The sequence below is a fragment of the Legionella sp. ST3F1 genome (assembly GCF_048553315.1).
GTDB lineage: Bacteria > Pseudomonadota > Gammaproteobacteria > Legionellales > Legionellaceae > Tatlockia > Tatlockia donaldsonii.
Genome location: NZ_JBLZIO010000019.1, coordinates 61948 through 75488 on the forward strand (window position 1 = coordinate 61948; position 13541 = coordinate 75488).

Genomic DNA, 13541 nt, shown 5'->3' on the forward strand with positions numbered 1-13541 from the left:
AGACAGTAGAAATAAGGAAGAACCAGCGACATTTCGCTAGCTTGAGTGCCTGTGCCATGATCTTCGAGCATCGCAGCAGAGCATACATCTAAGAATGTGAGCAGCGAAGCACTGAAGATCTACAAAAACAACAAGAGCCAAGACAGTAGAAATAAGGAAGAACCAGCGACATTTCGCTAGCTTGAGTGCTTGTGTCATGATCTTCGAGCATCGCAGCGGAGCATACATATAAGTATGTGAGCAGCGAAGCACAGAAGATCATGGCACAAGAGCCAAGATAGTAGAAAGGTCAGAGTGTCCTAGTGAAGGGCCATGCTAATAAATACTAATAACAATAACAACGCATAAATCTTTCCGTATAAGATATCGGGCATAATTTTACTTAAATAGCCTCCTATCTTTACCCCCAAAGTGCTGCCAATAAAAATACCGAGTACGGCGGGCCAATAGATATAACCTGTACTATAAGGTGGAAGATGGGTTTCCTGAGAGCCAGCCAATGCGAAAATAATACTCCCTACAACGCCACTTGGAATAGCCAGGGCATTTGCTAACCCGGATACCTTATTCATCGGGACACGATAATACCTGAAAAAAGGCACAATAATTACACTGCCACCAATTCCCAACAGTGAAGCAATCGTACCCGTTATCAGACTTAATATTCTTAAAGTGGTTTTACTTGGTTTTCTTGCTACGGATGAATCTTTTTTAAAAAACTCCTGTTTAATTGTGCGTAATAAAACCAATCCTATTAAAGTCATAAAAATATATCTTAACCATTGGGAATCGATCATACTTGCAGTGGATGCACCGAAAATGGCACCCAAAATTAACAAAGGCAGCATTTGCTTGAGTAAGGGAATATCTAAATTTTGGCTACGAAAGTGCAACGCTGTGGTATACACCATATTGATTAACATCAGCATGAGGGAAGTACCAATCGCAACATGCATAGCCAAGTCTATCGCTACACCGTGTAAAGGTAAGAGCCAAAATAAGATAGGGACAACCACAAAGCCACCACCAAAGCCAAACAACATGGCTAGTAAGCCTGTAAACACACCGACAAAGAGATAAATTACAATCATACTGTACGATCCTTGACTACTTTACGCGTTTATGGTCAACTCAGCCTGTCAATTTAATGAACAACTCAATGCTTTTGCGTTCTTGATTATCAATGATTTAAATGAGGGTGTATATATGGGTAAATTAACCGCTGCTACTGCTCCTGCTGAAGTACTTGATCATCTGAGCTCTTTCTTCGATACACGAGCAAAGGTTTTGGCCGGGGCTGTCTGCCACCACTGGCGTAACTCCATTCCGCCTGTACAGCGCTTGTTTATCCTTGGCTCCCCAGTATTGGTGCAAACGAAAGAAAGAGAATGGCACACTCCTCTCGCAACAGAAATAGAACAATCTTTTGCCAACATCCCCGAAGACGGTTTCATGGTTTTCCCCAGTGCAGAAGATGCTTATTTATACGCGCATAATGCTTTTCATCGTCCCCAAGATAACCCCAACTATAATGACGGTATCGCCGGATCTGGCGCTATACAACAGTCTTTTTTAGTTTCTCGCTCCAATAGATATGATTCCCCTCTCTATCATCCAGTCGTTTTTGAGATTGCTTTTGATAATAAAAAGCGAATAGAAACCCAATGGCATCCATTTAATTTTATGAACTTGGGGGGCGAAAGTAGAACTATTTTGATTGGTCAAATCAAAAATACTAACTGTAAAAAAAACCTCACCATTCTTTCTGCGCGGGTAGCTATTGAATCTATCGGCCCTCAAAAACTTCCTGAACCGGTTATTTTGCACGACTCGAAAGCAGAAAAAGATCCTGGAAGAAACATTAAAATAGAGGAACAAAAATCGCAAAAAGGACAGTGTAGATTTATGTAAGTTTCTATGAAGCTGAACAGAGATTCAGCCTCATTCAGGGAAGTTAAACAAAGATTTCCTGTAAAAAATTAGCCATCGCCTGGAGAGCACGGCGTTCTGCTTTAGCATTATAAATTGTACCTAATTGCGTATCATGTGCATGTGGATTAGTAAATGCGTGTTGGGTACGGCCATACATATGCACTTGCCAATCGACTTTGGCCTCTGTCATCTCCTGACAGAACTCATCGACTTGCTCAGGCCGAACCATCGGATCGTCATAGCCGTGCAGAGCCAGAATTTTAGCGTGGATAGGATGACTAGCCAGCTTTTCTTCCGGCTTATTTAATAGACCATGAAAACTAACCACCCCTTTTAATTCAGCCCCACTGCGGGCTAAATCCAAGGCACACATACCGCCAAAACAAAATCCTATTACCGCTATACGGTTAATATCTACCTCAGGCATGGCTATTAATGCATCATAAGCAGCACGAATACGTTCGCGAAGTAAACGACGATCATTGGCTAAAGGTTGCATGAGTCCCATTTTTTCATGAGTACTGGCTCCGACGCGCCCATGTCCGTACATGTCCAAAGCAAAACCAAGATATCCCATCTCAACAAGCATTTGAGCTTTTTCACAGGCAAATTCATTACGCCCGCTCCAATCATGAGCGACTAAAACTGCCGGCCGCGGTTGATCATTTTCATCATCATAAGCAAGAAAACCATGTAACTCCTGTTCACCATGATGGTAAAGATAATTTGATGTATGCATAACCAATCCTTTTTCTCTCATTGTTTACAGTCTAAATTGATATTGGCAAATGTCCAGTACCTGATTGTTAGTTATCCGCTTTCCACTATTCAATCTGTTAATTTTTAAATACTCAATTATACGCTCTCATCTGGCTCATTATGTGCTTATACAATTTTATTCTAATCATGCCCAAATTGATCTTTCTTGAACTATGATCAATTTATAGTTCAAACACGGATGGGAATTATGCTTGCGAATACATTGACAGAGTTTAGAGACTATATTCACGCCCAGCTATGTTATCAATTATTCATTACTCCTATTCATCTGCCTGTTGAAAAACCCTATCGCGATTTTGCACGGCGCGCTTGTGAGTTTTTCGTGGAAAAACGCACTGAGGTCATTGACTGTATTTATCCACGTCATCATGTCCTTCATCATTTTGCACCCCATGATCGCTCAACCGCTAAAAAAGTACTCATTACCCATGGTTGGATGTCACGGGCAGCGTACATGGTTCGCTTGATACGTGCTCTCCATCAACAAGGTTTTGATGTGTATGCTCTTGATTTTCCAGCGCACGGCGAAGCAAAGGGAATGCAATTACCGTGGACAGATGCTGTTTTATTGCTGAACCATATACTGAATAATTTTGGTCCATTCTATGGCCTGGTAGGCCACTCTTTTGGTGGTTCGATGCTATTGAATACTTTAAATCTTGCCAGCCAGCTACCCGGGTGGCAACTGGATGCAGAACCAGAACGGGTAGTCCTTTTAGCTTCACCAACCCGCATGCGCACACCGGTGGGTAAACTAGCCAGACGCTTTAAATTAAGTGGCCGTGGTCTTCTTCTCTTGCGCGAAGTTTTTCGTCAACATGCTATAACTGATTTGAGAAAACTTGATTTTCGTCATTATATCAATCATGCCCAAACCCCCTTCCTCTGTATTCATGGCGACCAAGATGACTCGATTCTACCTAGTGAATCAATCATTTTCTGCCAACAATATCCTCACGCCTCACTGGCTTTATTGCCGGGAGCAGACCATGTTAGCGTATTAATAGATGAGCGGGTAGAAAAGACCGTCTGTCAATTCCTCACTTAATCCAGTGTTTTTCGATAACGTTTAAAACCAATTATCATCACCACTGCCATAAACGTGATAATGGGGATAATTTCCCACCATACTTCCCAGAATCCATTGCCCTTGAGTAAAATCCCACGGACTATCACTAAAAAATGGGTTAAAGGTAAAATATTACCTAGCCATTGAGCCCAATCCGGCATACCGCGGAATGGAAACATAAACCCTGATAATAAAATAGAAGGTAAAAAGAAAAACACCGCGCCTTGTACGGCTTGTAACTGATTAGTAGCCAAAGTGGAAAAGGTTAAGCCTACCGCCAGATTTGCAGCAATAAATGGCAAACAGAGAATTAATAACAGTGCGATACTGCCTTGCATAGGGACATTAAACAAAAATTTAGCCATGCATAAAATAAGCAATACTTGTAAATACCCTACGATAATATAGGGAACAATTTTCCCAACCATAACCTCCATCGGCTTAAGAGGCGTCGCTAACAAATTCTCCATCGTTCCACGCTCAAATTCCCGCGTAATAACTAATGCGGTAATAATTACCATCGTCATTGTCAGCACCACACCTAACAGGCCAGGTACTATATTATAGGCAGTAATCGCCAATGGGTTGTAAATGGCATGGACTATAGGGTCGTATGGCGGAGAACCAGCAGCCAAGTGATTTAAAGGCCCAACAAGCTCTTCTTTAAAAACCAAAGAAGCCAGATCACTAAATACTGAAACTGCGCGACTGGTTGCCGCAGGATCAGTAGCATCTGCTTCCAATAATAAAGTTGGCTTGACTCCTTTAACCAAATCATGGGAAAAATTAGGTGGAAAATTAACTACAAATTGTACTTCCCCTTTTTTCAACAAAGCGCGTGCCTCTTCCTCCGTTGATACAGGCTTTATAAAGTGAAAATAAGTTGAATCCTGCATGGCAACCAGGATTCTACGGCCAAAATTACTATAATCGGGATTAACAATGGCGGTTGGTAAATTACGCGGATTCGTGTTAATCGCAAAACCAAACAAGATTAATTGTATTAAGGGGATGCCAATAATCATTGCAAAGGTTGCTCGATCACGAGCCATTTGAATAAATTCTTTTGCCATGACAGCAAGCAGACGAGAAATTGCCTCTCCTTTCAACTAAACTCTCCCGCTGATTTCTTAACCAGACTGATAAAAGCATCTTCCAAAGTCGTTTCAATAGCTTGCCAGGTTACAGACTTCTCTTCCGCCAATTTATTCAACCCTGCTTCTATTTTCTCTCGCTCATAACCACAAATATGAAGCTGGTTACCAAATAATGCAGCCAGCGTCACTCCGTCCATCATTTTTGCTTCTTGCAGCAAATTGGTAGTCACGTCACCTGTTATTTGCCAAGTATTTAAGTGGGTACTAGCAATGACTTCCTTGACCGTGCCAGTTACCAATAAATTTCCATAAGCCAAATAAGCAAGGCGAGTGCAGCGCTCTGCTTCATCCATATAATGGGTAGATACCAACGTCGTAATGCCTTTTTCACTCAAATTATGAATTTTATCCCAAAATTCGCGGCGTGCTATTGGATCGACACCTGCTGTAGGTTCATCCAGCAGCAGTAATTGAGGCTCATGTAACAAACAAGCAGCTAATGCGACGCGTTGCTTCCATCCGCCTGATAATTGTCCAGTTAATTGCCGACGTCGATCGACCAAGCCCAGCTCCTCCAGCGCCTGTTCCACACGCTCCTTCCTTCTATCAAGATTATAAACGCGGGCAATAAAATTTAAATTTTCCTCAATACTTAAATCGGTATAAAAACTAAATTTCTGCGTCATATAACCCACTTGTTTTTTAATTTTTTCTGATTCAGTAAGAATATCGTATCCTAAACAAGTGCCCCGACCTCCGTCTGGAGTTAATAACCCGCATAACATCCGGATTGTCGTTGTTTTTCCACTGCCATTGGGTCCTAGAAAGCCAAAGACTTCACCCTGTGCTACAAACATACTAATGTCATGGACAACTATTTTATCGTCAAAGGATTTGCGTAAATCAACGACATCAATAATGGCTTTTTTCATGGTAGAAATACCGATACCGGTTGCCCTGGTTTAAATTCACTAGGGTACTTAAGTTTCGCCTTGATGCGAAAAACCAATTTATCACTGTTGTCGCGACTATAGACAAGAGGGGGGATGAATTGTGCTTCAGGAGAAATATAATTGATGGTCGCCTGGCTTGTTTTTATGCAACCCTCACAGAGAAATGTAATCTCTTGTCCACGCCGCAATCGAGTCAGAGTCTGTACCGGTACAAAAAACTCAATCCGGACATTTTCGGGTGGCAAGAGAGAGAGCACTGCTTGCTCATTGCCTACAAACTCCCCTTCCCGATAATAGGTATCAAAAATAAAACCATCCTTTGGCGCATAAACAGTTTTTTGCTCCAATTGCCATTTAGCTTCTGCAAGTTTTGCAGTTAAAGAAATAACCTGTGCCCGTTGTGCATTGATTTGTTCATCGCGGCTACCCAGTTTTGCTAATTGTAAATTAGATTCATATTGTGCTTTAAGCTGTTTTTGCTCTTTATACAAAGCGACCGCCTCATCAACCGAATCTTTATCGATAGCTTGTTTTGTATAGAGTTGTTGGGTACGTTGTACACGAATTTCTGCAAGCTTCAATTGTGCATCGGTTTGCTCAATTTGGGCCTGGATCGCAGCAATTTCAGGTGAGCGCCTTGGCTGCATTAAATCATTCAATAATTTTTGAGCCTCCAATAAATCGGCTTCATTTTGTTTGACCACTAATATTTGCGGGTCGGCATCCAACGAAAATAATAATTGGCCTTTTTTAACCTGATCGCCGCGGTGAACATACAATCTCATCAATTTCCCTGAGTTAGGGGAAGCAAGATAGACATTTTCCCCTTCAACATAGCCCTGATAACTGCGCTCTTTTTGTTGCCCACAGTTTGCAGCCATTAAGATTAATAAGGCTATGAAGAGAAATTTTATTTTCATACCGTAATTTTTTTTAAACGCTTTAAATTAGTATAATGAAAGGCTCGCCGTATTTCATGTAAATCTCAAGAGAATCATGACTAACTCAATAAATCGTTTATGCCAGTAATCCCCTGTAATAGGCCAATACTATTTATTGACTCTACTTTATTAGTAACAAACCGGGGATAATTTGTTTAGAATGCCTTCCTTTTTCGCCCGAATTCTAATTTGCGACAAAAAAATTGGTATCTTCTTTAAAATAAGGTTGAGTTATGTTTTATATAAACGACAAACAAAAAGTTATCCGTAAACTTCCTAGTGGTAAGGCTTATAAAAATACTTTAGCAACAGCTGGCATCAAATCCCTGGAAGAAAATTTACCCTCAGGAAACCACTTAACACTGTCCTATCTTGATGGTAGGCGTGTGGTGCGATTGTCTGACTCAACAGCCTCACAATATCAATCGGAACAGAAAGGAGGGCTTTGCTGGTATTACGCCTCCAAAACACAATGGTTTGGCAAGTTCTATATGGGGCCGGAACGCAATTACGAAAAAATCATTTCAACTTACCGCAAAATTTGTACATACCAAACAAAACTTAAAGCGCGGGAAGATGCCATTGTAGATTGGTTTAACGAGCAGTTTGAATCGTTTAAAGCCCAGGCATCAAAAGAGGCAGCAAGCGATACGAGGTCTGAGTTCACCGAATTGGCTTTTGCCAATATGATTTTGCAACACAGGCCTGCATCAGAAGACGCTGTTCGTCTCTTTCAGGATTTTTTAGGCAATGGAGAGTTTGATGATTTGACTTATTTTACCCTAAATCGTCAGGCTAAAGCGTTGATTGATGCTATCACTGCTGTCAGTCAGGAACTTCGATTTGACGTAAAACAAGCGGTTTCTGAAGTACTTGAGGCAAGTAAAATTGATTTATCTTTAGAAGAACTCAGTTTAGATGAGCTGTCAACCTATTACGACCGGGTCATCATTAACCACATATGGCGTCTTCAAGGCTGTACTCCTTCCTCTTGGCATCCGGCAAAAGGGTTGCAGGCCCTGGTGAATGAACTACGTGAAGGCTTGTGCATTGCTGAAATTGATTATGATCTGATTGAAACCTCTGCTGAACCCCCTGTTCATCAATTTGCCCCATCCGAAGATGACGGCTATCTCGTTCATACCACAATAAAAAAGACTGATAATGAAAAAGGCGAAGAGACACACATCATCAAAATTATTGGCGCCGAATTAGAGGATGGCGGTAATATTTATTTTATCGATCCAAATGATGCAAGTGCTCCTGATAAGCCCAGAATCGTGCATAAAATACCTTACGACCTTTTTTGCGAGATTTTACAGGATGAACATGGAGCTAGCGTGCAAGAGTCCATGTCAGCCACAACCCTCCCGCGAGTTTTGCATCGTATGCAAATGCCAGACAATAACATTGTAGCCGCCCCTTCTTCCCCCAAACGAGTGAGCAAAAGACAACAAGACCTTTCGCCGCCCAGTTCGCCAAAGGATGCACCAAAGCGACTGAAAAAAGAAGAAAATCATAGTAAAAAAGATGCCAGGCTCTTTCAAATTGAGCCCCCGCTAGAGAAGGAAGAAATGGAGCCAGCGACTCCAGCATCGCCCATTTCTCCCTAGTGATGGTTAACAGTGTATTTCAATATGGTAGCCAGGTGTATTCAATGCTACATTCTAGAGAAATGGTTAAGATTAGGGACAAACATGAAATTTGATCTACTGGTTTTAGGTGGGGGAAGCGGTGGTATTGCCAGTGCCGTACGTGCTGCTCGCCACGGCGCTAAAGTGGCAGTAATTGAAGAAAATCATCTCGGTGGTACCTGCGTCAATCTCGGCTGTGTTCCCAAAAAAGTCATGTTCAATGCCTCAATGGTGGCAGAAACATTAAGAAAATCACCTGACTATGGCTTCCATCCTGTCAATATAAAATTGGATTGGCAAACACTGGTCAGTAAACGCAATGCTTACATTGAGAGGTTGCGAGAAAATTACGCCAAACGCTTCAACGAATACAATATGACCTATTTACACGGCAAAGGGGTATTCGTTGACGCTAACACCGTTGATGTTTGCGGAAAAACCTATCAGGCAGATCATATTATAATCGCTACTGGGGGCCAACCTTTGCTTCCCAATGACTTGGAAGGAATTGAATATGCTATCGATTCAGATGGTTTCTTTTCGCTTGCCTCCAGACCAAATAAAGTAGCTGTGATTGGGAGTGGTTATATTGGTGTGGAATTGGCAGGTTTGCTGCACAGCCTTGGCGCTGAAACCCATTTACTTATACGCGGGGAGCGCCCTCTGACTCGATTTGATGCGATGTTAGGAGACACCCTAATAGAAATTATGAAACAACAAGGCATCAAGATTCATGTCAACCATAATGCCCAGCGTATTATCATGCAAGAAGATGGGCGCAAAGCGATTAAATGCCATAGCGGCTCTATGATTTCTGATCTGGATACAGTGATTGCTGCTGTTGGCAGGTCTCCACGTACCTTCGGTTTAAATCTGGAAGCTCTTGGTATAGATAGAGATAAACGTGGTCTTATCAACGTTGATTGCTATCAAAATACATCGATACCCGGTATTTATGCCATTGGCGATGTCACTGCCGCGCCAGCCTTGACACCTGTTGCTATCGCTGCTGGCCGTCGACTCTCCGATCGTCTCTTCGGTGGACAGAAAAAAGCACATCTCAATTATGAGAATATTTGCTCAGTAATTTTTAGCCATCCGCCAGTTGGCAGCGTTGGATTGAGTGAAGAAGAAGCGATAGCCAAATTTGGTAAAGAAGATATTAAAATTTATCAAACTCGCTTTAATCCCATGTATGACGCGTTAAGTGAAGTAAAAACCCCAACAGCGATGAAATTGGTTACCCAGGGAAAAAATGAAAAAATTATCGGTCTTCATATGATTGGTTATGGCGTTGATGAAATGCTGCAAGGATTTGGCGTTGCTGTTAAAATGGGCGCAACCAAACGCGATTTTGACGATACTGTCGCCATCCATCCGACTAGCGCCGAAGAATTGGTAACCATGGTATAAAAATGACTATTCGTTCTTATGAAAATAAGTCACCTCTTGTTGGTGAAAAGGTCTATATTGACCCTCAAGCTGCAGTTATTGGCGATGTAACACTTGCTAATGATGTGTCAGTATGGCCTATGGCTGTTATTCGAGGCGACGTGAATTACATTCGGATCGGTGAAGCTTGCAATATTCAGGATGGTGCCGTTTTACATGTATCCCATGATGGTCCGTTCACCCCAGGCGGCCAACCACTCATTCTTGGCAAAGGTATAACTATTGGCCATAAAGCTGTGTTACATGCTTGTACGATAGACGATTATTGCCTGATAGGGATGGGCGTGTTGATCCTGGATAAAGTTCATATTGAACACCATGTTATGGTTGCTGCAGGCAGCCTTGTTCCCCCAGGGAAACGTCTCCAAAGCGGTTATTTATATCTGGGTAATCCGGCTCGCGCAGTGAGGCTTTTAACGAACGAAGAATTAACTAACTTAGAATATTCTGCTGAACACTATGTTAGAATAAAAAATAACTATTTGTACCCACCGCAGTAGGGTCTGTTGACATGTCGCTAGCTGGGGGCGAAAAGGATTGATTTACGGGCATCGAACACAGGAATTAACATTTTCGGCCCCAGTAGCGGGAATATCAACAAACCTCTCAAAGAAAGCTGACGTGAATTCTTTATTATCAAAGAGAAGGGTTTCTATCCTTAAAATGGGCAATTCCTTCCTCTTCTTGACCAATTCCTCTTGTAAAAATTAAAAATAATTGCCATTATGCTCAATTATAAAACCACTCATGGCTCAACCAATTGAAGTGAGGCGAGTAAAAAAAGAGGATAAGCGTAAGCCAAACTGCTTCAAATTCGTGGTTAACGTATTTAATATCAACACTGAATACAATTAATCACTAATTATAATTGACGAGATACGCTTGCCCATGTAGCTTTTACCGCTGCAAATATTTTAATTTTTAATTAAAGGAATAACATGCATCTAGATTTTAAAAAATTTAAACTGCCACTCATCCTTTTGGCTATTTTTTTAGTTCCACTGCTTTTTGGTCAATACATACCCGTTCAAATTAAGTCTATCAGTTATGCATTTAGCCTGAGCATGAAGGCCGTACTTGAATTTTTCATGCCATTTATTATTTTTAGTTTTGTCTTTTCATGCCTGGGAAATTTACAAAAAGGCGCCGTGTTTTTCGTATTTTTACTTATCATTTGCGTTTTTGCGTCTAATTTTACAGCGTTAATGTTTGGTTATACTTCTGGCTACATTGGGCTGAGTCTCTTTCATTTCAATGCCGCCAGCATCGATTCAATGCCCCAGTTAGTACCAGCCTGGCAATTTCACTTAACAAAGCTTATTTCTAACGATATTGCGTTATTAATTGGCTTTTTTACAGGTATCTTCTTTTCTTTACGTCCTAATCCAATAGCAAAAAAAATAGGCACCAATTTAAATAAAGCAGCCAATGGCTTCCTAAAAAAACTGTTTATTCCTTTGCTACCCTTCTTTATCCTAGGTTTTTTGTTCAAGCTTGAATATGAACAGGTTTTACAAACATCGTTGAAATTATACGGCCCAATTTTAGTATTAATTATTGCCACTCAATGGCTCTATCTTACCTTCTGGTACCTCACAGCGAGTAATTTTTCACTTAAAAAATTCTTTTTCTACTTAAAAAATGTATTGCCAGCTAGTTTAACTGGTTTAAGTACTATTTCGAGCGCCGCTTCAATGCCAGTACTACTCGTCTCAACCGAAAAAAATCTTAATGATGCTGAAAAGGCGAAGATGCTCGTTCCAGCTATTATTAACATTCATACTATCGGTAGTGCTATTGGTGTTCCTATTTTGGCGCTAGCAACTATCTTAACCTTTGGTCTGCCACTGCCATCCGTGCATACCTTTATTATTTTTGCCTTCTACACAGCGTTGGCGAAATATGCTGTTGCAGCAGTTCCCGGCGGAGTCATTATCGTCGTTACTCCTCTTTTGGAAGCCCATCTTGGTTTTTCCAGTGACATGGTTGGTTTAATTACTGCAATTTATTTGATCTGTGATCCTTTTGGTACAACAGCAAATGTCACCGGTAATGGCGTATTCCCCATTATGTTTACTAAATTGCATGAGCGTCTCAAAGATATACGATTGCCGAATCTTATCGGAGCGAGAAAAACTACTTTCGCTAATGATTAAGATCCCAGCCTTTAAACTTCAAGCCTGCTTGTGAATACTGCCAAGCAGGCTTTTTTATTTCCAGTACCTCCTTTTAAACCAATTTTGATAAATCCTTGTGCCCCACGCTTCCCGAGAGCATGCTTGCTTGAAGAATGTAAAAGGCAGGTGCTTTAAATGGCTTAAACCCTCTTGCTAAATTTTTTGGCCTTGACGACAACGTTCATTAAGATCTTTGCCGACTCTCACTGCAAGCATCACTACTTTTTAATGAGTAGATTCGCCAAAGCAGGATAAGGGATACTCGCTTCTTGAACAGTAGAATCCACACCCTATGCAGACCGAAATCGGACCGCGTGTGGACGGATTCCGCCAATTGTCGCTGACTACTCCACCTCTGAAATCCATCTACATCCAATCCCATTCCTTACTGTTCTTATTCTTATTTACCGTAACACAACGTGTGAGGAGTAAACCCGATCCCTCATAGGTTCATTAAACTAAACGAGAACAATCGACATCACAATCAAGCCCCGTAGAAAACAAGTGGGTTGTGCATTGCTTTTAAGTCCAACTAAGATTCGATGCGACAAGGTGATAAGATAAGAGTTGAGCTGAAACAACAGGCAAAAGAACACACGGCTCATGGGTATTATGGTGTATCCATGAAAAGCGCAACGTGTAAGAAACGTCACTTTAATTTGCAACGGTTGGTTAACGAGCTCAAAACTTATATAGAGAACCAGGATAGCTGGACAGAAGAGAAGTGTGAACTACACTGGAAGACGAAGATGGCACAACTGCACGATGTAAGTAACTGCTTATCCTGCAGGCAGAAAGCCCCGTGGCGAGCATTTGCTTGACTGATTGTATGCTTTCGAAATACCTTCTTTTCTTGATAGCCGTAACCGTCTTTCTTTTAATACCGCATTCATACGCTGCTTGCAGCGTTCAAGTTAGCGAGGGTTTGGCATAAAATTAACCTATCATCTTGGCAGTGAAGATAAGTTACATTCATGCCGGACTCTAATTAAATTCTGCTGAAAAACTGCGACAGTAGCCCACGAAGTGCAACCCTGGTGCTGTCCCAATAGGATTAATAATCGATTTCATTAAGTATGGTTTGCACCCTTAAACCATTATAAAGCATGCTGATATCTTGACTTAATTGAGAGTACTAGAACGCTTTGTAATCGATTAATATAAGCAGGAAAGTTGCTCCAGCATTATGTGGTGCAAAATTCGGTCGTAGAAGTGTAATTCCTCAACCATCCCATCCTTCATATTGCAAGGTTTAGAAATCAAGGCGTAGGGAACGTTCTTCAGCGTTTGAATGCCCTTAACAAGCTAATCATCCATCTCACGAGCCTCAAATAGAGGTCATGATTAGGGATTGGCAAAAGAGTATGTAGGGATGGCGTTGCTGTTAAACAGCTAATTTCAGAGTGACTTAAACGGTATTTATTTTTGACAAAAAAAAAGCGGCTATTAAGCCGCTTAGTAAAAAAGCCCTGGCGATGACCTACTTTCGCATGGAGAAACTCCACA

12 protein-coding genes are annotated in these 13541 nt (G+C 41.3%); 6 read left to right on the top strand and 6 right to left on the bottom strand.

Annotation, left to right across the window (positions count from 1 at the left end):
• Positions 1-299: 299 nt before the first annotated feature.
• Positions 300-1091 (bottom strand): sulfite exporter TauE/SafE family protein, encoded by a 792-nt coding sequence (locus tag ACN4Z1_RS12670; RefSeq protein ID WP_115222107.1) that lies wholly within the window; start codon positions 1089-1091, stop codon positions 300-302.
• Positions 1092-1206: 115 nt separating this feature from the next.
• Here ACN4Z1_RS12670 and ACN4Z1_RS12675 point away from each other — a divergent pair, with 115 nt between their 5' ends.
• Complete coding sequence (locus ACN4Z1_RS12675) at positions 1207-1911, top strand: hypothetical protein (RefSeq protein WP_228364099.1); 705 nt, start codon at positions 1207-1209, stop codon at positions 1909-1911.
• 43 nt (positions 1912-1954) lie between these two features.
• On the opposite strand, the gene ACN4Z1_RS12680 is transcribed toward ACN4Z1_RS12675, so the two are convergent.
• On the bottom strand, positions 1955-2671 hold the full coding sequence (locus ACN4Z1_RS12680) for a dienelactone hydrolase family protein (RefSeq protein WP_228364100.1): 717 nt from the start codon (positions 2669-2671) through the stop codon (positions 1955-1957).
• Between the two features lie 228 nt (positions 2672-2899).
• On the opposite strand from ACN4Z1_RS12680, the gene ACN4Z1_RS12685 reads away from it, so the two are divergent.
• On the top strand, positions 2900-3760 hold the full coding sequence (locus tag ACN4Z1_RS12685; protein ID WP_228364101.1) for an alpha/beta hydrolase: 861 nt from the start codon (positions 2900-2902) through the stop codon (positions 3758-3760).
• Here ACN4Z1_RS12685 and ACN4Z1_RS12690 read toward each other — a convergent pair.
• Genes ACN4Z1_RS12690 through ACN4Z1_RS12700 form a run of 3 tightly spaced genes read right to left on the bottom strand, consistent with a single transcriptional unit; the run spans position 3757 to position 6751 of the window.
• Positions 3757-4890 carry an ABC transporter permease gene (locus tag ACN4Z1_RS12690; protein ID WP_228364102.1) on the bottom strand — a complete coding sequence of 378 codons (1134 nt, stop codon included), beginning with the start codon at positions 4888-4890 and terminating at the stop codon, positions 3757-3759. The genes ACN4Z1_RS12685 and ACN4Z1_RS12690 overlap by 4 nt on opposite strands.
• Positions 4887-5810: an ABC transporter ATP-binding protein gene (locus tag ACN4Z1_RS12695; RefSeq protein WP_228364103.1), complete on the bottom strand. Its 924-nt coding sequence runs from the start codon at positions 5808-5810 to the stop codon at positions 4887-4889. The genes ACN4Z1_RS12690 and ACN4Z1_RS12695 overlap by 4 nt, the downstream gene beginning before the upstream one ends.
• Positions 5807-6751, bottom strand: coding sequence for an HlyD family secretion protein (locus tag ACN4Z1_RS12700; RefSeq protein ID WP_228364104.1), 945 nt, complete (start codon positions 6749-6751; stop codon positions 5807-5809). Before ACN4Z1_RS12700 ends, ACN4Z1_RS12695 begins: the two co-directional genes overlap by 4 nt.
• A 254-nt stretch (positions 6752-7005) precedes the next feature.
• Here ACN4Z1_RS12700 and ACN4Z1_RS12705 point away from each other — a divergent pair, with 254 nt between their 5' ends.
• From ACN4Z1_RS12705 to ACN4Z1_RS12720, 4 genes are all read left to right on the top strand, one after another.
• Entirely contained in the window at positions 7006-8385 is a 1380-nt protein-coding gene (locus ACN4Z1_RS12705) for a hypothetical protein (protein ID WP_228364105.1), read from the top strand.
• 84 nt (positions 8386-8469) lie between these two features.
• The gene (gene gorA / locus ACN4Z1_RS12710; RefSeq protein WP_228364106.1) at positions 8470-9819 is read left to right on the top strand and encodes a glutathione-disulfide reductase; all 1350 of its coding nucleotides are present in this window, start codon (positions 8470-8472) and stop codon (positions 9817-9819) included.
• 2 nt (positions 9820-9821) lie between these two features.
• Entirely contained in the window at positions 9822-10358 is a 537-nt protein-coding gene (locus ACN4Z1_RS12715) for a gamma carbonic anhydrase family protein (protein WP_115222115.1), read from the top strand.
• Positions 10359-10796: 438 nt separating this feature from the next.
• Entirely contained in the window at positions 10797-12014 is a 1218-nt protein-coding gene (locus ACN4Z1_RS12720) for a cation:dicarboxylate symporter family transporter (RefSeq protein WP_228364107.1), read from the top strand.
• Positions 12015-13315: 1301 nt separating this feature from the next.
• Here the strand turns inward: ACN4Z1_RS12720 and ACN4Z1_RS12725 are convergent.
• Positions 13316-13541 (bottom strand): hypothetical protein (locus ACN4Z1_RS12725; protein ID WP_419423048.1); only part of this gene is annotated, 226 nt, incomplete at its 5' end.